Source organism: Saccharolobus solfataricus, from assembly GCF_900079115.1.
Lineage (GTDB): Archaea > Thermoproteota > Thermoprotei_A > Sulfolobales > Sulfolobaceae > Saccharolobus > Saccharolobus solfataricus.
Genome location: NZ_LT549890.1, coordinates 1,971,489 through 1,992,304 on the forward strand (window position 1 = coordinate 1,971,489; position 20,816 = coordinate 1,992,304).

Genomic DNA, 20,816 nt, shown 5'->3' on the forward strand with positions numbered 1-20,816 from the left:
AAGTTAGTATTTATTTTTTATTGTCTTTTGCCTCTACCTCTGAGGAATAGTACTAAACCAACTAATAGCACAATTACACCGATAATAGCTAGAAAGAAACCAAGGCCAGTATATAACGCAACGTTTATCAATGAGGACGCAAACTCTTGGCTCAAGACGTATTTCACTGAAATGGGAGTAGTGAGATTGTTTACCATTATAGCGTCATATTTAGGACTTAATAACGCTAATATATATCCTTTTTCTGCAATTTGTGGAACTGACTGGTTCGTCCCATTTACTTCCTGTAATATCTTTAACACTTGTCCAGAACTGGTATTGTAAAGTAATATTGATAGTTTGCTGGGAACTCCTAAGTCCTGCGATGACCCAGGCTGTAAAGTAGTTGGAGATGCTGTACTTAGTGTGTTAACTATTTTAATGAGTCCAGAGGAGGCTAAATACCCTCCTATAAAGAATAGTGCAATACCAACTATTAATATTATTGCCCCTACTATTAGAACTGTTTTACCTATAGCCATAATTTAATAAAGTTTAAAGGAAATATTAAGTCTTTTCAAAAGTTATATTACGTCTAACGGATTAGTGGACACGAACTCAATATTTTTTATAACATACTTGCTGACATTTACGCTCCCGAAGCTCTTCAACTCCTTATGAACTTCGAATGTGACTATCGAAGGATCACCCAATTGATATAAACTACCAGGGTTTATTGCGATAGTCTCGCCTACCTTATCCATTGATGTACTTTCGTGAACGTGACCATGAAGTGAAATAATAGGTTGAAATTCAGTAATTAAATCAAGTACTGCCTTTGAACCTACATGGGACTTCCTCAAACCGACCTTCGCATTATCCAATTTTGTGTTTAAAGGGGGCATGTGGAAGTTCATAATTAATCTTTCCTTATCAGCGTCCTTAAGTAACGATTTACCTTTTATGTATAATTCAGAGTCTGGAATTTCTCTGTATGAATTACCTATTGGAGAACCAAAACCTAGTGAGACTATCTGAATTTCCTCTAGATTTATAACGTTTTCGTTAATCAGATTACTGCCATAATTCTTAAGAATGGAATCCAATTGCGGAATATCTCCATGTGCTGGGGACCAAAATACCTTTTCTAAACGAAAAATTTCCTCAGCTATTTTAACCCATCTTGACATTTGCTCAGATGCTTTCTCAATAACTATTTTCTCCAGTTTACTCTTATCACTCTTTATATCCTCAATAACCTCTTTTTTGTCTACTACTATATATTTCCCAGACCTTAACGCATCTTCATTAAGGTTATTCAAATTAACCTTTTTACCGTTTAAAAAATATCTTCCTCCGATATCCTCTACAAAGAGTATTTCTTTAGCAATTAACCCCCCACTTATAATGAGAAAGTCGACTCTCTTCGATTTTGCAATATTTAGTGACCTCTTAAATGAATACTCCGAACCATGAAGATCGGTGAAGAATCCTAACTTAAATTTAAAGACCATCCTAACTTAAATTTGCAATTACAAATTAAAAAATTAATTAGTCCCTTTTCTCCTTCTTTTCTAATACTTCTAGCAAGTGAACCCACGCCAAAAAACACGGATCCACTTGTTGCTTATTATTCTTCTTTTCCTCGCTCACTTTGACACCCTCCTTAGAAAGCTCTTTACTCTTTCCCAAGCATCTTCAGCTGCTTCCTTATTATACGAACGCCCTCTATCATTAAAGAACGCATGATACGCTCCGGGGTAAATTTTGAGTTCTAAATCCTTCTTATATTTTATTATAGCGGAAATTAGATCTGGTAACCCCGCATCTATTGGCGGGTCCTCTCCAGCATATAGACCTAATATTGGCCCCTTTATCTTCTGGATTGCCTCCAATGGTTGTGGATTTCTGCCGTAAAAGACTATTGTCCCATCTAGTGGTACTTCGGTCGCTAACTGAAATGCCAAACCCCCACCCATACAGAAGCCCATACTGACTATCTTTTTAACACCTTGTGAGCTTACGTACTCGTAAGCCTTAATAGCGTCCTTTATCATCTGTTCCTCCGTCTTTTGTCTATTTAAGACCAATAACTCAGCTACTTTTTTACCTTTTTCATCTAACGCTGACATTATTTGTTGATAAGAATTTGGATCATTCCTCTTCTCTGGTGGTATACTCCATACTTTCATCATTACATTTTGAATGTTCCCCTCGTTTAGAACATCCTCATTCCTAGTGTATAATTGAGGAGCTAGTGCCATATAGCCCTCATTTGCTAACCTTCTTGAAATATCTTTTATATTATCATTAAGACCCCATATTTCATGTATTACTATTACTGCCAATTTAGGATTTTCTGGGGTAGCTAGGAAAGCCCTTATTTTAGCTCCGTCTGAATCATAAAATATCTCCTTTTCCATATTAACTTTTACTGGTGAATGGTTTAAAAGTTAACTATCTATTTTTGTTAGATAAAAAAATAATTAACTTTCAATTAAGCCAGAATATAGCAACAAATCGTAAACCATTGCGTACGCATTATATGTTCCTGGACCTGTGACATAGTTCCATCCATAATGGGCTGGAAGTGGATTATTTCCACTAGTTATTGGTATCCAGGCAACCTTACCGACAAAATTGCCTAGTGGAGATTCTATTATACCTTGATACGAAATGTGATACAATGCGAAGTTGAGTGCACCTAATCTGGTACCAGCTAAGGCTACCATTGCAGCAGTCATTGGTGCAGCTCCACTGGTTCCATACCATACGAACAATTGACCTTGAAATACTAAAGGCAGACCGAAACCGAATTCTGGAATATTATAACCCCCAGCTGAGACGAATGCGATATCTGGATAAGTCCTTACAATAACGGGAGTAAATGGAATCAGTGAAGTTATTTCATAAATTTGTGCTGGATAAACAACACTATTACCTCCAGTACTATAATCCCACCCACTAATTTCCACAATACTACCATTAGACGACGCATTAAGAAATATCCCGCCAACTGACGTTACGTAGGGATCAGACTCAGGGTACCATATCGTATTATATGTTCCGATATGGAAATTAGGAGGCGGGTGATCACTCTCATATCCCCAGTCTCCAGAGGCTGCTAAGACAGAAATTCCTTGCGCTGCAGCTTGCAACATTATGTTATGAATCATGTCTAACATTGCTGGATAGTATGCTGCTAGAAAACTTTCTGGAACGGTTACAGAAATTGAAATGACGTTAGGATTTAAGTAGTTAACCATGTAATAATACTCATAATAATAGTTTAGTAAATTGCCCACTAGCTGGGGACCGCCCACGTAACCGTTACTGAAGACTATTGTAACGTTAGCTGCTGGTGCGAAGGCACCAGACCATTCCGCATCAAGCTCATTCTCTCCTGATTGCCCTCCAGTTGTAACATTCCCGAAATATATAACGTTTAGATGACCAGTTCTAGGTATACCATAAAGTTGCCAAAAACTATAGATGTCTGATACGTTTACAAAGGACTCAGGTACTCCCTCAATCGCAATATTACTACCTCCGCCAGTATAACCTCGCTCATAGGCTAAGGTAAAGTTAAAATATTGCTCTATTGTTATCGGTGAAATTATGGCTTTTGAAACCAGTCCGCTTTGGGCTTTAACCATAGGTAAATGCCATGTTTGTGTAACCACGTTAACTACCTTGGGATCTAGACTATCTATCCCAACTACTCCTAATACATATTTTCCAATATTAAATGGTAATGATGGAGTAACGTTATTTGAGTAGTAGTAAAATGGACCAATGTTCTTAATTCCTAGTAGACCAAACCAATAGAGGTTCTTGAATGGATAGTAGTAAACGTTAATGTAAGTGTTGAATGCTTTCTCTATATTCCCCACAGTTCCACTAAATACTAGTATTAAACCATAATTACCTAAAAATTGTAAGTTATAAGATTCCAGATACTTTATTAGTGAGTTTACATAGGACCTTGAAGGATAATAATATTCTCTAAACTGTGATGGAGTCAACCAGTGATGGAACTGTGGGGCAGAGAGGTAAATTTCGTTAAGGTATGATTGTAAAGAGGCTAAATTAGTGAAATTTAAGAGAACTGCTATGTATAAGGTTTGACTACTGTTGAGGGGTTCTACAAATACTGATCCGGGAATTATTGTGTATTGTGGAGAAGATGTTTGTATATAATAGTATTGTGCTTGACTTTGCGCTATAATTGTTAGGAAAGTTGTAGTGCTTAAAATCAACACTAGAAGTAACATTACCCTTTTTAATATTACATTCTTACTTTCCATTTATGCTTTATATGCCATTTTTTAATATTAAACTTTACTCTCATTTCAATTACTGTTAATGAGTTGTATATACTGAGTCCCAGAAGGACTTCTCATAATATTGAATAGTGTAAGCGATTCCCCTAAGCCTCTCAACTTGACTGTTCTCAACTAATCTGACTATTCTATCCTCTAACTCCTTATAAGAACCTCTGAAAGCTTCGAAGAAGCCCGTCTCCCTTATATTAAATTTCTCTTTTATCATATCTCCGAATCTAGTGACAACACTAGCCCATACTGGTAAATTCACAATCCCGGCAAATAGGAACTCGGAGGGCTTAGCATAACTAGCTAGCCAAGATAAATAATGAGTATAACTTACAGCCGGAGGTGATACGTTATACAGTAGTGGATCCTTTACCTCAATCCCTAGCTCGTTCATAAGCTTTACTATTTCCTTTAACGCATGGTAATCCCCATCCACTAGTATCTTAAATATATCAAGTTCTTCTAAATTAGTACTCCTTGATAGACCTATTGCCAGCGATCTTAAATCGTGATTGACAATATACCACTGATTTATAACAAAACTATGAACTACTTCCTTCTTCAACTCCTTCTCCTTTAATAAGGGGTGGTTGATTATTTGATCATTTAATCCTTCTAGCTCTTTTCTTATCTGTTCTAGTACGTTCACATTTATAAATTACAAAGCTAGATTATAAATTATTTTATAACTTACTTATATCTATCTATGATAAATTGCTTCTTCATGATAACTAGATAAATTTTTATGTTAGTTAACTAACAAACAAGCAATGAGAAGAATAGACGCATATGACCTATTAATAGGAAAGGGTAATTATGTAGATGATATATCGTATAAGGGAAAATACGCAGTATTTATCAGAAGCCCATACGCCCATGCTAGAATAGTCAACATCAATAAAGAAGATGCAGAAAGAAGAGGCGCATTAGTTCTAACAGGTAAAGATTTAGTATCTAGAAATGTAGAATCTGGCGAAAGAGAAGGAGCAAGTTTGACAACTCCATTAATGGCGATAAATAAGGCACTATACGTTGGCCAACCAGTAGCTTTAGTTATTGCAAATGATCCATATGAGGCTACGGATTTAGCGGAATTAGTTCAAATCGATTATGAACCTTTGGAAGGCATAGGAAATATTGAAAAAGCTTTAGAGAATAAGGTAACAGTATTTGAGGATTTGAAGACAAACGTAGTAAGAGAACAAACCTTTGAATTCGGAAAACTGAGCACACAAGGTAGGCACTTAGAATTAGACCTATACTGGTCTAGAAGCTCTGGAAATCCAATAGAACCTTATGGGGCAATCACAATTCCAACAGATGATAGTTTGACCATAATTTCGAATCAGCAAGCAGGGAACGTAGTATCCAACGAAATACAGAAGGCGTTAGGAGTTAAGGTAGTACATAAAAACGCTAGGCAAGGAGGAAGCTTCGGTGAGAAGTTCTCCCTAGTCAGATACTTGACAGTATTAGGCTTTGCAGCATTGAAGTTTAAAGTACCAATAAAGTGGATTGAGACTAGAAATGAGCATTTAATGGCATCAAATGGAAGTGGACCAGAGAGGAAATTCAAAATCCACGCCTATTATTCCTCTGATGGAAGGGTAAATAGTTTAGATGTTCACATATGGGAAGACGTTGGTGCCTCTAGGGATGCTGGTCAACCTTTTAAACCTTTAGCGTTCTTAACTGGACCATATAAAATTGGAGGTATAAGATATACTGGAACTTTAGTTGCCACAAATAAGAACCCAGCTGGAGCATTTAGAGGTGCTGGCACTCCGCCTCATACTTGGGCGCTAGAAAGAACAATGGATGCCATAGCTGATGACTTAGGTATTAGTAAGGCTGATGTGAGAAAGATTAACGCAATAGATACTTTCCCCTACGATTCTGGATTTGCATACTACGATTCTGGAAATCCAAGAGGCTTACTAGATTTAGCGTTATCAAGAAAAGACATCTTTGCATTGAGGAATAAGAACACTGGAGTAGGTTTAGCGTTATCAACTGATCCCAGTACACCTTCTGGCAGCGAGAGAGTGAAAATTAAGGTTAAGAATAATAAAATTGTAATCGGTTTGGGATTTGGTCCGGAGGGTCAAGGTAACGAGCATTCAGCAGTGGTAATGGCTTCAAGACTATTAGGGATAACCCCAGATGACGTCGCATATGAGATTCTAGATAACACTGAATTGCCAACGTCCTTTGGACCTGGAGGAAGTAGAATGGCGATTTACACTTTTGGAGCTGTTTCTGGGGCAGTGGAGGAGCTAAAAGCTAGATTGAGGAGGAAGGCAGAAGTTGTCCTAAACGATAAAGTCATTGATTACAGAGATGGGTACTTTATAGGAGAAAACGGAGGAAAAGTTAGAATTACGTCACTCGAGGGAGAAGAGGTCGACTTCACTTACACATTACAAGGTAAGTATAGATTCAATGCCTATCCATTCGCTTGTGACTTGGCAGTTGTTAGAATTGAAGACGGCAAGATAAAGCCAATAAAACACGTAGTTTACATTGATCCAGGAACTCCGATAGACGAGGATTTAGTAAAGGAACAAGTAATAGGAGGTACTGCAATTGGAATTTCTCTAGCATTATACGAACATTACGTATACGATGAGAACGCTAACTTACTAACTACAAACCTAGCGGACTATGGAATGCCAACCGCTGCTGATTTACCGGAAATAGAGGTCAACATAGTTCCGACTCCCTCTCCATCAACTCCTTATGGAGCTAAGGGAATAGGGGAAATCCCAGTTGGAATAGCTGCAGCTGCAGTAACTAGCGCCATTGAAGACGTTATAAAGAGAAGGATAAATAGAGTTCCAGTAAGCCTAGAAGACCTTTTTGAATAGGAGTTTTAATATCATAATATCATTTAAATTTATTTTTTGGAACATGAAGAGTAAACCTATGAATGTAATTTTCGATGTACTAAACGAGATTCATGGGTTTTTTGGCGCCTTGTGGGCAGGAGCGGCATTACTCAATTTCTTAATTAAACCTCAAGATAAGAGGCAATTTGAGAGAATAGGGAGATTCTTTCTAATAACGTCAATTATTACAATAATAACTGGGATAATAATCTTTGCCTACATTTACCTAGCTCCTTATCAAGGGAATCTATTCCTAGTTGCGGCAATTCTGCGTTCAAGTTTAGATATTAGAATAAGGGCCTTTCTAAACTTAATAGGAGGAGCATTTGGGTTATTGGCGTTTGGGGCGGGGATTGTAATAAGCAATAGGATAAGGCTTATGGTACGTGTTAAGGAAGGAGATGTTACAATATTGGAATTAAGAAATAGCGTAAGCAATTTATCTAAAATAAGCCTAGTCTTCCTACTCATCTCATTGGCAATGATGATACTAGCTGGTTCAATAGCACAAGTTATAACTTAGATAAGTGAGGAAACGTATATATGACGTTTGGTTATAAATTAGATGAAGACGGCGTAACCTTTAATTTATGGGCTCCCTATCAAAGGAAAGTTAAGTTAAAGATATTAAATAGGGGAATTTATGAGATGGAAAGAGATGACAAGGGATACTTTACTATTACTCTAGATAACGTGAGAGTTGGTGATAGATATAAGTACATTCTAGATGACAACAGTGAAGTACCAGATCCAGCTTCTAGGTATCAGCCCGAGGGAGTTCACGGCTATTCTGAAATTATTTCACCAGATTTCGAATGGGATGATGAGAATAGCGTAAAGGTAAAAAGGGAGGATCTCGTAATTTATGAACTTCATATAGGTACATTTACATCAGAAGGTACTTTTGAAGGGGTGATAAAGAAGCTAAACTACTTAAAGGAACTTGGAGTAACTGCAATAGAGATAATGCCAATTGCACAGTTTCCAGGGAAAAAAGACTGGGGCTATGATGGGGTTTACTTGTACGCTGTACAGAACTCTTATGGAGGACCAAGTGGATTTAGGAAACTAGTAAATGAGGCCCATAAGCTGGGATTAGCGGTAATATTAGACGTAGTTTATAATCACGTTGGGCCAGAAGGAAATTATATGGTAAAGTTAGGGCCCTATTTCTCAGAGAAATATAAAACCCCTTGGGGTTTAACATTTAATTTTGACGATGCTGGAAGTGATGAAGTTAGAAAGTTCATACTGGAAAATGTTGAATATTGGATAAATGAGTTTCACGTTGATGGATTTAGACTTGACGCTGTTCACGCCATTATTGATAATTCTCCAAAACATATCTTAGAGGATATTGCTGATGTAGTCCACAAATATGACAAGATTGTAATAGCCGAGAGTGATTTAAATGATCCCAGAGTTGTTAATCCTAAAGAGAAGTGTGGATATAATATTGATGCCCAGTGGGTAGATGATTTTCATCATGCAATACATGCTTTCTTGACCGGTGAGAGACAAGGTTATTATAGTGACTTTGGTAGTATAGGTGATATAGTTAAATCGTACAAAGATGTCTTCATATATGATGGGAAGTACTCGAACTTTAGAAGAAAAACTCACGGAAAATCGGTCGGCGATCTAGATGGTTGTAAGTTCGTAGTTTATATACAAAATCACGATCAAGTTGGCAATAGGGGTGGAGGGGAAAGATTAATTAAACTGGTTGATAAGGAGAGCTATAAGATCGCTGCAGCGCTTTACATACTTTCACCATATATTCCAATGATCTTTATGGGAGAGGAATACGGTGAGGAAAATCCGTTTTACTACTTTTCCGACTTTTCTGATCCTAAACTAATACAAGGAGTTAGAGAGGGTAGAAGAAGAGAGAATGGACAAGAGACTGATCCACAGTCCGACTGCACATTTAACGATTCTAAGTTAAGCTGGAAGATAAATGACGATATTCTTTCATTTTACAAGAGTTTAATAAAAATAAGGAAAGAGTATGGTTTAGCTTGTAATAGAAAATTGAGTGTTGAAAATGGGAATTATTGGTTAACCGTGAAAGGAAATGGGTGTTTAGCTGTTTACGTGTTTTCCAAATCTGTAATTGAAATGAAATATAGTGGGACTTTAGTTCTATCCTCCAATAGCTCTTTTCCATCACAAATTACAGAAAGTAAGTACGAATTAGATAAGGGATTTGCTTTATATAAACTTTAGGGCAGGAGAGTTTAAAAATTCCTATAAATGATTATACTTTAGATGACAAGTAAAAATAAAATAGATGAGGAAGAGAGAAGGAGAAGAGAAGAAGTTAAAAGGTTAATAATGCTCTTAGCAATGTTAAGATAAGGTTTTTAAAAAACTAAATAATAGTTAAGTACAACTATGGCATTATTCTTCAGAACTAGAGATAGGCCTCTTCGTCCCGGAGATCCATATCCATTAGGTTCGAATTGGATAGAAGATGATGATGGTGTGAATTTTTCATTATTCTCAGAAAATGCAGAAAAAGTCGAATTACTCCTTTACTCACTGACAAACCAAAAGTACCCAAAGGAGATAATAGAGGTTAAAAACAAAACGGGAGATATTTGGCACGTCTTCGTCCCGGGACTGAGACCCGGGCAACTTTACGCATATAGGGTTTATGGCCCATATAAACCGGAGTTGGGATTAAGGTTTAATCCAAATAAGGTTTTAATAGACCCTTATGCTAAAGCCATAAACGGTAGTGTAATTTGGAACGACGCGGTATTTGGTTATAAGATAGGAGATCAAAATCAAGATTTGACCTATGACGAGAGGGATTCCGGCGAATATGTTCCTAAAAGTGTTGTGATTAATCCATACTTTGAGTGGGACGATGAGGATTTCATTAAGGGAAAGAAAGTTCCATTAAAGGATACAGTAATTTACGAAGTTCACGTAAAAGGGTTTACAAAACTTAGGTTGGATTTGCCGGAAAACATAAGGGGAACTTATGAAGGTCTTGCCTCAGAACAAATGATCAGCTATCTCAAAGATCTAGGGATTACTACTGTGGAACTAATGCCAGTTTTCCATTTTATCGATCAAAGATTTCTGACAGATAAGGGGCTAACGAATTACTGGGGGTATGACCCAATAAATTTCTTCTCTCCTGAATGTAGATATTCCAGTACTGGCTGTTTAGGAGGGCAAGTATTAAGTTTCAAAAAAATGGTAAACGAATTACATAACGCAGGAATTGAGGTTATAATCGATGTAGTTTATAATCACACTGCTGAGGGGAATCATTTAGGCCCAACGTTAAGTTTCAGAGGTATTGATAATACAGCATATTACATGCTCCAACCAGATAATAAAAGATATTATTTAGACTTTACCGGAACTGGCAATACGTTAAATCTTAGCCATCCTAGAGTCATCCAGATGGTCTTAGATAGCTTAAGATATTGGGTTACAGAGATGCACGTAGATGGCTTTAGATTTGACTTAGCAGCAGCTTTAGCCAGGGAATTATACAGCGTTAATATGTTAAATACGTTCTTCATTGCTCTACAGCAAGACCCAATATTGTCACAAGTAAAACTGATAGCTGAGCCTTGGGATGTGGGACAAGGGGGATATCAAGTAGGGAATTTCCCATATCAATGGGCAGAGTGGAATGGAAAGTATAGGGATTCGATAAGGAGATTTTGGAGAGGAGAAGCGTTACCCTATAGCGAGATTGCTAACAGATTATTAGGCTCGCCGGACATTTACTTAGGTAATAATAAAACACCATTTGCCAGTATAAATTACGTAACTTCTCATGATGGTTTCACATTAGAGGATTTAGTCAGTTATAATCAAAAACACAATGAAGCGAATGGATTTAACAATCAAGATGGAATGAACGAGAACTATAGTTGGAATTGTGGTGCAGAAGGACCAACAAATGACCAAAACGTGGTAATATGCAGGGAGAAACAAAAAAGGAACTTTATGATAACGTTACTCGTTAGTCAAGGAACCCCTATGATATTGGGAGGAGATGAGCTAAGCAGGACACAAAGAGGAAATAATAACGCGTTTTGTCAAGACAACGAGATAACTTGGTTTGATTGGAATTTAGATGAGAGAAAATCAAAATTTTTAGAGTTTGTTAAAAAGATGATCCAATTTTATAGGGCACATCCAGCATTCAGAAGGGAAAGATATTTTCAAGGAAAGAAATTATTCGGCATGCCGTTAAAAGATGTGACCTTCTATACTCTAGAAGGTAGGGAAGTTGATGAGAAAACATGGAGTTCCCCGACGCAACTAGTTATTTTCGTGTTGGAGGGAAGTGTTATGGACGAGATTAATATGTATGGAGAGAGAATTGCTGATGATTCCTTCTTAATAATACTTAACGCAAATCCCAATAACGTAAAGGTGAAATTCCCAAAAGGTAAATGGGAACTAGTTATCAGTTCTTATTTGAGAGAAATAAAACCAGAAGAGAGAATCATAGAAGGTGAGAAGGAACTGGAAATAGAGGGAAGGACGGCATTAGTTTATAGGAGGATAGAATTATGATAATAGGTACGTATAGGCTACAGCTCAATAAGAAATTCACTTTTTATGATGTAATAGAAAATTTGGATTATTTTAAAGAATTAGGAGTATCACATCTATACCTATCTCCAATACTTAAGGCTAGGCCAGGGAGTGCTCACGGTTACGATGTAGTAGACCATAGTGAAATTAATGAGGAATTAGGAGGGAAAGAGGGATATTTTACACTAGTCAAGGAAGCTAAGAGTAGAGGTTTAGGAATCATACAAGATATAGTGCCAAATCACATGGCAATACATCATACTAATTGGAGGCTTATGGATCTACTAAAGAATTGGAAAAATAGTAAATATTACAACTATTTTGATCATTATGATGATAACAAAATAATCCTTCCAATTCTTGAGGACGAGTTGGATACCGTTATAGATAAGGGATTGATAAAAGTACAAAAGGATAAAATAGAGTATAGGGGATTCATATTACCAATAAATGATGAAGGAGTCGAGTTCTTGAAAAAAATTAATTGCTTTGATAATTCATGTTTAAAGAAAGAGGATATAAAGAAATTACTATTAATGCAATACTATAGGTTAACTTACTGGAAAAAAGATTACCCAAATTATAGGAGATTTTTCGCGGTAAATGATTTGATAGCTGTTAGAGTAGAGTTGGATGAAGTATTTAGAGAGTCCCATGAGATAATTGGCAAGCTACTTGTTGACGGTTTAAGAATTGACCACATAGATGGACTATATAACCCTAAGGAGTATTTAGATAAGCTAAGACAGTTAGTAGGAAATGATAAGATAATATACGTAGAGAAGATATTATCAATCAACGAGAAATTAAGAGATGATTGGAAAGTAGATGGTACTACTGGATATGATTTCCTGAACTACGTTAATATGCTATTAGTAGATGGAAGTGGTGAGGAGGAGTTAACTAAGTTTTATGAGAATTTCATTGGAAGAAAAATCAATATAGACGAGTTAATAATACAAAGTAAAAAGTTAGTTGCAAATCAGTTGTTTAAAGGTGATATTGAAAGATTAAGCAAGTTACTGAACGTTAATTACGATTATTTAGTAGATTTTCTAGCATGTATGAAAAAATACAGGACGTATTTACCATATGAGGATATTAACGGAATAAGGGAATGCGATAAGGAGGGAAAGTTAAAAGATGAAAAGGGAATCATGAGACTCCAACAATACATGCCAGCAATCTTCGCTAAGGGCTATGAGGATACTACCCTCTTCATCTACAATAGATTAATTTCCCTTAACGAGGTTGGGAGCGACCTAAGAAGATTCAGTTTAAGCATAGACGATTTTCATAACTTTAACCAAAGCAGAGTAAATACCATTTCAATGAACACTCTCTCTACGCATGATACTAAGTTCAGTGAAGACGTTAGAGCTAGAATATCAGTACTATCTGAGATACCAAAGGAGTGGGAGGAGAGGGTAATATACTGGCATGATTTGTTAAGGCCAAATATAGATAAAAATGACGAGTATAGATTTTATCAAACACTTGTAGGAAGTTACGAGGGATTTGATAATAAGGAGAGAATTAAGAACCACATGATTAAGGTCATAAGAGAAGCTAAGGTACATACAACGTGGGAAAATCCTAATATAGAGTATGAAAATAAAGTTTTGGATTTCATAGATGAAGCGTTCGAGAACAGTAATTTTAGAAATGATTTTGAAAGTTTTGAAAAGAAAATAGTTTATTTCGGTTATATGAAATCATTAGTTGCAACGACACTTAAATTCCTTTCGCCTGGTGTACCAGATATTTATCAAGGAACTGAAGTTTGGAGATTCTTACTTACAGACCCAGATAACAGAATGCCGGTGGATTTCAAGAAACTAAGGGAATTATTAAATAATTTGACTGAAAAGAACTTAGAACTCTCAGATCCAAGAGTCAAAATGTTATATGTTAAGAAATTGCTACAACTTAGAAGAGAGTACTCACTAAACGATTATAAACCATTACCCTTTGGCTTCCAAAGGGGAAAAGTAACTGTCCTTTTCTCACCAATAGTGACTAGGGAGGTTAAAGAGAAGATTAGTATAAGGCAAAAAAGCGTTGATTGGATCAGAAATGAGGAAATTAGTAGTGGAGTATACAATTTAAGTGAGTTGATTGGGGAGCATAGAGTCGTTATATTAACTGAAAAAGTGGGTGAACTACCTATATAGATTTATTCCTGAACTACTCTTGTCAGATATGCATTACTCAGATCTGAGTAATATGTTTTATATAAGAGATGAAGCATGTGATTCCTCTGGGCCATTTAGGTTTCCATTACAAATTCACTATATTTTCATGAATTATGATAAATTTAACTGAGTAAAAACGGTTAATAAAGGGAATTCATGCTTAATCGCGTCATGGTGTCATTATTAAGCTATAAATTTTCTTTCTAATATTCAAACGTATATTAAGTATATCAGTTTAACGTCTTCTCCTCATGAAGATCATTTAACCTAATTAATTTGTAGCTCAGTGATTACACTATGAATCGCGTTAACACATTTATACTTATACTGTTTATAAATTACAATTCGCAACGGATCCAGGAGTCCTCCAAATGACGTTTTGCATGCCTCAATCAAGCTGAGGAGCACCATTAACATTACTAAGAAATATTTTGAAAAAAGAGGTGTTTAAATATAGGACTATCCATCCCATAGGGGTTTGGGCTTCATAGGATTTCATGATATTTCATCTCAATCCTCAGCCCTTGGGCTTCACCAAAGTCACGGACGTTCATCCCTCTCCGCCCCATTAGCGGAATAACCCCAACCCACACCCGTGAACGGATGTGAGGAAATCCGCACATCCTGTATCTCAACACCAGCCTTTCGGGATACGAACCCACATTTGGTGGTGCGTCATCAGATTATATTATATGTGTTTTTCATATTATCCTATATAAACTTTACGGTTTATCGGAAACCGTTGGCAACGGTGAATTTTCCGCCGCCCCCAACTTTACAGAAATTACATTATCATGTGTATGTGCTTAGTTGATCTGTTGGATATTTTTACACTAAACCACTATTATCTTCATTTCAATTAATCTCAAGGTCTACAATTTAGGCTTGTGAGATATCTTAAACGTTTGCTAAAAATTCAACAAGTCCACAAAGCAATGTGTATGATAAACTTTATATAATCATGTAATTATATAACTATGTGTGAAGTCAACAATAACTGTCAGTAAAAAAGTCAAGGAAGTCCTTGAGAGGAAGAAGAAGGAAATGGAAATTAAGTTAAACAAACCGTTAAGTTGGGACGAATTTTTCCAGAACATATTTAGAGAGGAAGAGGAGAGAATACCGAAATTAACTGAGGAAGAGGCTGAAATTCTTAAGGATTTGACTAAGGAGGATAGGAAGAATTGGAGAATAAGAGAATTTGTTTAGATACGGATGTACTTATAGATGCTTTTAGAAATGATATTAAGAAATTCATAGGTTATTACACTACCTGTATTAATCTTTATGAATTCTTGAGAGGATTAGCCTTTATTGGGAAAAATATAGATGAGTTCAAATCGTGGATAGAACTTAACCTTAACGTAGTATGTATTGATAATAACTCCCTAAAAACTGCTTCAAGAATTTACGCAGAACTTAGAAAGATGGGAGAAATAATTGAAGATCCAGATTTATTAATAGCTTCGATATGCATAGCTAATGACTTCTCTCTAATGACACATAATAAGAAACATTTTAAAAGATTAGAGAAATACGGCTTAAAACTAATTTAGACAAGCGTTTTTAAAACATATTAAACATATTTATTACAGAAACTAGAGAATATAGTGTAAATTTGCTTTACTGTTAAATTCACTAAAAATTCACATTTGAGTGTATACCTAACTAAAGAATAGCAGAACAAAGTTTGCCTGGTTGGTTTTTGACAAATCTCTCTGCAAAACAGTAAAGCTATCTCGATATTACTTGATGAATACAGATTATGTCATTCTTTATAGTTTGATATAATGTATAATTATATAATATAAAACATTTGAATTATGATCATTTCTCAATTTTACTCAGATCGCCAACGCCTCTCAGTGCTGGAGAGAGTAAATGAAGAGTGGAATAAATATCTCAATACACTAGGCGAAACAATCAACGGACTCATAGTAATCATCATAGATGAAACCTTCAACAACAGAAATACGCCAGAATCAAGAATGGATTAAGCAAACGAGGAAACTACAAGATCCGATATCAAACCAGCGAAACCTTCCAATACGGAGTATAATTCCTAACATAACAATCTACGACTTGAACATTAGATAAAGCCTACGTGGTAAGAGCCTTTTTATACGTCACAAGGAAAATGCTTAAGAAGTGGAGGTAAATGAGTTGCAAGCCAAGATCTGGATGGCTTCCACTATTACTGCTTTGAATATTAAAGCGTAAACTCGGGAAAAGCGTCGAAATAAATATTGAGCAAGCCGACAAAGTATTGGGGAACATAAGGTCTTTATATTAACTAAAAAGTGGTTAAAGTTGTTTTAATGCCAACTCTATTGCCGTATCTAATTGAGTATCCCTATTATTTACATAATCATCTGGCTTAATCTCAACAACTATATCTGGGTCTACTCCGTAATTCTCAATACCAAAACCTACATCCTCGAAGTTAACAGCAAACTCTGGTTGACTAATATAAGTTTTATCCACTAATCTATATCTAGGTCTTATACCGACAACACCTCCCCACGTTCTTCTACCAATAAGTACTCCTAGCTTGTACTTCTTGAACAAGAATGAAAAGATATCGCCATCGGACCCAGCATGCTCATTAGTTATTCCCACTAAAACCTTAGGAGAAGAGAAATAAGGCATAGGTATTGGTTTTCCATTTCTAGGATAATCATAGCCAACTCTTTTCAAGAGTAGCTTCTCTAAGAGTAAACCTGAGACAAAGCCACCCCTATTAAACCTAACGTCAACTACTAGCCCTTCTCTGTGGAATTCAGACATGAAAAGTCTGTAAAACTCAGCGAATCCTTGATACATCATATCTGGTATGTGAATATATCCTAATCTACCCTTGCTCTTCTCGTGAACATATTCCCTATTCTTCTCAACCCAATACCTATATATTAAGAACCTTTCATCTTTTAATACTTTAACCGTGACGCGTTTATTCTTACCGTCAGCAGTTATTACGTCAAGAATAACTTGATCCTTATTTATTAGATGAGAGTAAATGTTACCATTTGCATCTTCCCCGTCAATATTTTTTATACAATCTCCAACATTCAATTGAACACCAGGATCCCGTAATGGACTTCTCTCATTCTCATTGGTAGAATCCCCAACATAAATCTTTGTAATTTTGTAACATTTATTGCTCTCATCATACTCAAACTCAGCACCTAAACCACCAACTGACAACGGCTCCGGAGTATCGTAATCGTAAGCTGTTTCGTAGGAATGAGAAGTCCTAGTCTCGCCTTGCATCTCTTGAATTACATCAGAAAGCTCAAATCTAGTACTTATCCTATCTAAAAGTCTCTCGTATTTGGGTAAGATAGAGTCCCAATTCTTTAATCTCTCCTCATTCCAATAATTCTGCTTCATCAACTTCCACGTTTCCCTAAGCATTTGCCTCCATTCCTTCTCCGGCTCAACATAAACCTTAACTCTAGATAAATCTATTACCCCACCTTTTCTTCCAGTTGAGTTAAAATCTGGTTTTACATTAACATCAAATAGCCTTAGACTATCCTTAAGTATTAAAAGTATTTTACTTTTATCGCTAGACAAAGAGAAGCTTGAAACGTTATCTGCATATAACTCCTTCGCCTTATTCTCTAGATCATAAACCTCTAACCTACCAAACACATCTCCAGTTTGTGATCTAAGCCCCCTTATTGGATAGGAAAATAGGAAGATCTTGTTGTTCTTAGCTCCAGCTATTTGCACGTAATTTTCCTCTTCAATCGGGAATGGAACTACCCTATCTTCGATTCCCTCAATTATGACGTTTTTGTCGTTGCTATTAGCCTCATCTAATGGTTGGTTAAATGGGGAATAATAATTTCCTAAAACTACTAGGTATGGCTTAACAACCCTCTGGAAACTTAAATTAAATATTACCTTATCGTTAGTTGGGTCCAAATGCCTAGCAGCCAAGAAGTATAAATATCTACCATCTGGGTCAAATGATGGTGAAAAGTCATATCCATAGGGAGTCGTTATCCTAACAACCTTCCCATCAATGTGGGCAAGCTTTATTGATTGAGTATAATAGCCTTCTGGAAAAGCGTAAGCAAACCACTCAGCATTTGGATGCCAATCAAACTCTAAAATTAAGTCGTACTCGCTCTTATCTATTAATCTAGCGTTATCATTATCAATCTCGTAAACCCATAATTCAAGTTTATTGTTAGATAATAATACTTTCTTACCATCTGGAGAAACCTTAACTCTCTCTATTCTACTAAAATCCTTGTTTATAACCTTCTCACTACCGTCCTTACCTAAGATTACCAATTTGTCCTCATCGTTTACTCCTATCACGTCACCATTAGGCAAAACTTGAATCTGCCTATATTTTACACCTTGTTTCTTACCCAATTGAACTGAAGGACCATCCCATGGTCTCATTAAAAATACCTTGCCCCTACTTACTAATGCTATATAGTTACCATTTACAACAGCTTCGTTCATGTACTCCATTACATTAACGAATTTTGGTTGCTTCTTCTTCCTATCGGTAGGTAAGTTAATATCCAGTTTAGTTAAGCTGTCCTTTTCTGGATCGTACAAATATATGTCTCCAGCGTTTTGAAAAACAATTCTCTTACCATCACTACTGGCATTCCTACAATAATAATCAGTGAAATTAGTATGTCTCCTTAAATCCTTACCTTTTAAATCAACTGAATAAAGATTACCAACTCCCTCGTGATCAGATAAAAAGTAAACCCTTTCTCTAACTATCATAGGCCAGCTAACGTTACCATCTAAACTAACAAACTTCTCAAAGGTTTTACCACCATCGCTGGAAATCCATAATTCACCCTTAGTTCCACCCTTATACCCTTTCCAGTTTGGTAAGTCTTGATAACCCCTTGCAATTACTATTATATCATCCTTTATTACAATATTGGATAACATGCCGAAAGGCAATTTCTCTGTCTTTCCGTTATTTACATTTACCTTATACGCCTCAGTCCATTGAATAAAAGGAGTGTGAAAGTCAGTTATTACAATAATCTCGTCCTCAGAAATCCAACCAGCAACCCTACTATTCCTACTACCAAAATAGGTAACCCTCCTAGCTTGCCCGTCTTCAACAACGTAGATATCTCCACCTTGCTTACCGCTCTTAAGCCAAATAACAGAAAACGCCACTTTTCTACCACTTGGACTTATTTTAGGCCTAGTGGAAACTCCTAAACCACTTGTTATCCTAAGCGGTTTCATATCTTTTAAAGAAAGAAGCCAAACGTCATCATCTGAAGTAAATGATATTAAATCTCCCCTAATATCAGGGTACATATAGTATGCTTTCATATGATAATGTATAATTTTGAGTATATAGTGTTTTCCACAAAACTCTTTTACTCCAATTAGATCCTTATGGTTATGAAACCCTATGTAATAATATTTAGCACAGTATCGATAGATGGTAGACTCGCAACGAAAACTGGTTATAGCGAATTGAGTTGCCCTTATGATAAGCAAAGACAACATGAGATAAGAAGTGAGGTTGATGCAGTAATGGTGGGAGCTAATACGGTAAGAGTAGACAACCCATCATTAACTGTAAAGTATGGTAAAAATAGGAGAAACCCCATTAGAGTAGTGGTGACTAGAAGTTTCAATCTAGACCCTTCATACAAGATATTCACCACACCACCATCAACAGTAATCTATACTTCTAATTACGAAAGTGAAAAAGTTGAGGAGTTTATTAGAAAAGGAGTTATCGTTAGGAAATTCCTTCATTTAGATGATCTTTTAGAGGACTTATACGACAACTTCAACGTTAGAAGACTAATGGTTGAAGGAGGTGGACATTTAATATGGTGGTTTATAAAAGACAATCTTTATGACGAAATTAGGATAACAATTTCTCCTAGAATTTTTGGAAATGGAGTCAGTTTTACACAAGGAGAAGGATTTATTGGTGAGGATTCGCCTAGGCTCGAGTTAATTGATGCCAAAATTTGTGAATGTGGGAACGAAGTCCATCTTACGTACAAGAAATATATGACATAAAAAATATTTAGATCATATTATTAGCGATTATTCGAAACTTTTCTCCAATTCAGTTGCATGTTGGATACTCAATAGAACGTAAATATTTTTGCGAAAAATATTGTAAAGTCTTCATCTTAGAATTAGTATCTGTTATTCTACAAGGAATATAGGTTGTTTTTATTCAATATCAGTACTAAAAAATTTAATAGATGAGAGTAATATTCATACGTCCAAAAAATCTAAAGCTCAACGTGTATGATAATGTGATATCTAAACGGTTTTAAGGAGAGCGTCAACTAAACTGAAACTGTATTTGTTCCTAGGATATTCATATTCATCTCTGTAGTTAGGTAGATGATCTAATCTAGGAAGAATTTCAGTGCCGCGAAGGCTTGAACCCAGACAAACAGATCTCTAAAACGTTAATTTAACTCATTTGTGTTGAAGGGTTACTTGTCATTCTAAACAATTGTTTTTCTTAATTTTGTATTAATCTATAAATAACCCAATAGCTGTATTAAAATGGAGACTGGATTGTATATTATTGGGACCGCAAGAGTAGTGGGAATAATTATGAGTAACTTGCTTGAAGGGATTATTGCTATATTTAATCTGGTGAGGTACAAGCTAAGTACTCTGAATATAAAATCTTAAGATATAATATTTATTTATCTAGATTTTGTATAATAATTCTCTCTCGATCTCTTTTAACCTGTTATCTAAAGAAAGTAGCTTAAGGTTGTCGGCCTTTGCAGTGTACGGTACTCCCAAAATCATTTTACAAATGTAAATTCAATAAAGATTATCATATTATTTCCTAAAAT

At 35.9% G+C, this 20,816-nt stretch carries 14 protein-coding genes and 1 pseudogene; 8 read left to right on the plus strand and 7 right to left on the minus strand.

Translation table 11 applies throughout. From position 1 onward, the window contains the following. Positions 1-17: 17 nt before the first annotated feature. The 5 genes from SSOP1_RS10555 to SSOP1_RS10575 form a co-directional block, all read right to left on the minus strand. On the minus strand, positions 18-521 hold the full coding sequence (locus tag SSOP1_RS10555; protein WP_009989801.1) for a hypothetical protein: 504 nt from the start codon (positions 519-521) through the stop codon (positions 18-20). A 42-nt stretch (positions 522-563) separates the two neighbouring features. Beyond that, a complete protein-coding gene (locus tag SSOP1_RS10560) occupies positions 564-1,493 on the minus strand; it encodes a metallophosphoesterase family protein (RefSeq protein ID WP_009989800.1) in 930 nt (309 codons plus the stop codon). A gap of 135 nt (positions 1,494-1,628) precedes the next feature. Continuing rightward, positions 1,629-2,402 carry a dienelactone hydrolase family protein gene (locus tag SSOP1_RS10565; protein ID WP_009989796.1) on the minus strand — a complete coding sequence of 258 codons (774 nt, stop codon included), beginning with the start codon at positions 2,400-2,402 and terminating at the stop codon, positions 1,629-1,631. 63 nt (positions 2,403-2,465) lie between these two features. Continuing rightward, the gene (locus SSOP1_RS10570; RefSeq protein ID WP_009989795.1) at positions 2,466-4,286 is read right to left on the minus strand and encodes a S53 family peptidase; all 1,821 of its coding nucleotides are present in this window, start codon (positions 4,284-4,286) and stop codon (positions 2,466-2,468) included. Between the two features lie 55 nt (positions 4,287-4,341). After that, positions 4,342-4,962, minus strand: coding sequence for a thiaminase II/PqqC family protein (locus SSOP1_RS10575; protein WP_009989794.1), 621 nt, complete (start codon positions 4,960-4,962; stop codon positions 4,342-4,344). 121 nt (positions 4,963-5,083) lie between these two features. Here SSOP1_RS10575 and SSOP1_RS10580 point away from each other — a divergent pair, with 121 nt between their 5' ends. From SSOP1_RS10580 to SSOP1_RS10600, 5 genes are all read left to right on the plus strand, one after another. After that, positions 5,084-7,180, plus strand: a complete 2,097-nt coding sequence (locus SSOP1_RS10580) for a xanthine dehydrogenase family protein molybdopterin-binding subunit (RefSeq protein ID WP_009989792.1) — start codon at positions 5,084-5,086, stop codon at positions 7,178-7,180. A 58-nt stretch (positions 7,181-7,238) separates the two neighbouring features. Then, positions 7,239-7,724 (plus strand): hypothetical protein, encoded by a 486-nt coding sequence (locus SSOP1_RS10585; RefSeq protein ID WP_029552525.1) that lies wholly within the window; start codon positions 7,239-7,241, stop codon positions 7,722-7,724. 20 nt (positions 7,725-7,744) lie between these two features. After that, positions 7,745-9,430, plus strand: coding sequence for a malto-oligosyltrehalose trehalohydrolase (gene treZ, locus SSOP1_RS10590; protein WP_009989788.1), 1,686 nt, complete (start codon positions 7,745-7,747; stop codon positions 9,428-9,430). 168 nt (positions 9,431-9,598) lie between these two features. Further along, positions 9,599-11,755 carry a glycogen debranching protein GlgX gene (gene glgX / locus SSOP1_RS10595; protein ID WP_009989784.1) on the plus strand — a complete coding sequence of 719 codons (2,157 nt, stop codon included), beginning with the start codon at positions 9,599-9,601 and terminating at the stop codon, positions 11,753-11,755. After that, the gene (locus tag SSOP1_RS10600; RefSeq protein WP_009989783.1) at positions 11,752-13,950 is read left to right on the plus strand and encodes a malto-oligosyltrehalose synthase; all 2,199 of its coding nucleotides are present in this window, start codon (positions 11,752-11,754) and stop codon (positions 13,948-13,950) included. Before glgX ends, SSOP1_RS10600 begins: the two co-directional genes overlap by 4 nt. Positions 13,951-14,456: 506 nt before the next feature. Here SSOP1_RS10600 and SSOP1_RS17145 read toward each other — a convergent pair. Beyond that, positions 14,457-14,597: pseudogene (locus SSOP1_RS17145) on the minus strand (RNA-guided endonuclease TnpB family protein); the annotation flags it as partial. Positions 14,598-14,952: 355 nt separating this feature from the next. On the opposite strand from SSOP1_RS17145, the gene SSOP1_RS10605 reads away from it, so the two are divergent. Beyond that, positions 14,953-15,180 (plus strand): hypothetical protein, encoded by a 228-nt coding sequence (locus tag SSOP1_RS10605; RefSeq protein WP_009989781.1) that lies wholly within the window; start codon positions 14,953-14,955, stop codon positions 15,178-15,180. After that, positions 15,156-15,527 carry a PIN domain-containing protein gene (locus SSOP1_RS10610; RefSeq protein WP_009989778.1) on the plus strand — a complete coding sequence of 124 codons (372 nt, stop codon included), beginning with the start codon at positions 15,156-15,158 and terminating at the stop codon, positions 15,525-15,527. Before SSOP1_RS10605 ends, SSOP1_RS10610 begins: the two co-directional genes overlap by 25 nt. Positions 15,528-16,275: 748 nt before the next feature. Here the strand turns inward: SSOP1_RS10610 and SSOP1_RS10615 are convergent. Then, the gene (locus SSOP1_RS10615) at positions 16,276-19,302 is read right to left on the minus strand and encodes a S41 family peptidase (protein ID WP_009989776.1); all 3,027 of its coding nucleotides are present in this window, start codon (positions 19,300-19,302) and stop codon (positions 16,276-16,278) included. A gap of 66 nt (positions 19,303-19,368) precedes the next feature. On the opposite strand from SSOP1_RS10615, the gene SSOP1_RS10620 reads away from it, so the two are divergent. Beyond that, positions 19,369-20,010 (plus strand): 2,5-diamino-6-(ribosylamino)-4(3H)-pyrimidinone 5'-phosphate reductase, encoded by a 642-nt coding sequence (locus tag SSOP1_RS10620; protein ID WP_010923770.1) that lies wholly within the window; start codon positions 19,369-19,371, stop codon positions 20,008-20,010. The last annotated feature ends 806 nt before the right edge of the window (positions 20,011-20,816 follow it).

What these genes read in the sequence shown, in the direction of transcription:
- SSOP1_RS10560 (WP_009989800.1), bottom strand. Translation starts at nt 1,493, where the DNA reads ATGGTCTTTAAATTTAAGTTAGGATTCTTCACCGATCTTCATGGTTCG.
- SSOP1_RS10570 (WP_009989795.1), bottom strand. Translation starts at nt 4,286, where the DNA reads ATGGAAAGTAAGAATGTAATATTAAAAAGGGTAATGTTACTTCTAGTG.
- SSOP1_RS10620 (WP_010923770.1), top strand. Translation starts at nt 19,369, where the DNA reads ATGGTTATGAAACCCTATGTAATAATATTTAGCACAGTATCGATAGAT.
- SSOP1_RS10615 (WP_009989776.1), bottom strand. Translation starts at nt 19,302, where the DNA reads ATGAAAGCATACTATATGTACCCTGATATTAGGGGAGATTTAATATCA.
- glgX (WP_009989784.1), top strand. Translation starts at nt 9,599, where the DNA reads ATGGCATTATTCTTCAGAACTAGAGATAGGCCTCTTCGTCCCGGAGAT.
- SSOP1_RS10600 (WP_009989783.1), top strand. Translation starts at nt 11,752, where the DNA reads ATGATAATAGGTACGTATAGGCTACAGCTCAATAAGAAATTCACTTTT.
- treZ (WP_009989788.1), top strand. Translation starts at nt 7,745, where the DNA reads ATGACGTTTGGTTATAAATTAGATGAAGACGGCGTAACCTTTAATTTA.
- SSOP1_RS10585 (WP_029552525.1), top strand. Translation starts at nt 7,239, where the DNA reads ATGAATGTAATTTTCGATGTACTAAACGAGATTCATGGGTTTTTTGGC.
- SSOP1_RS10580 (WP_009989792.1), top strand. Translation starts at nt 5,084, where the DNA reads ATGAGAAGAATAGACGCATATGACCTATTAATAGGAAAGGGTAATTAT.
- SSOP1_RS10565 (WP_009989796.1), bottom strand. Translation starts at nt 2,402, where the DNA reads ATGGAAAAGGAGATATTTTATGATTCAGACGGAGCTAAAATAAGGGCT.
- SSOP1_RS10555 (WP_009989801.1), bottom strand. Translation starts at nt 521, where the DNA reads ATGGCTATAGGTAAAACAGTTCTAATAGTAGGGGCAATAATATTAATA.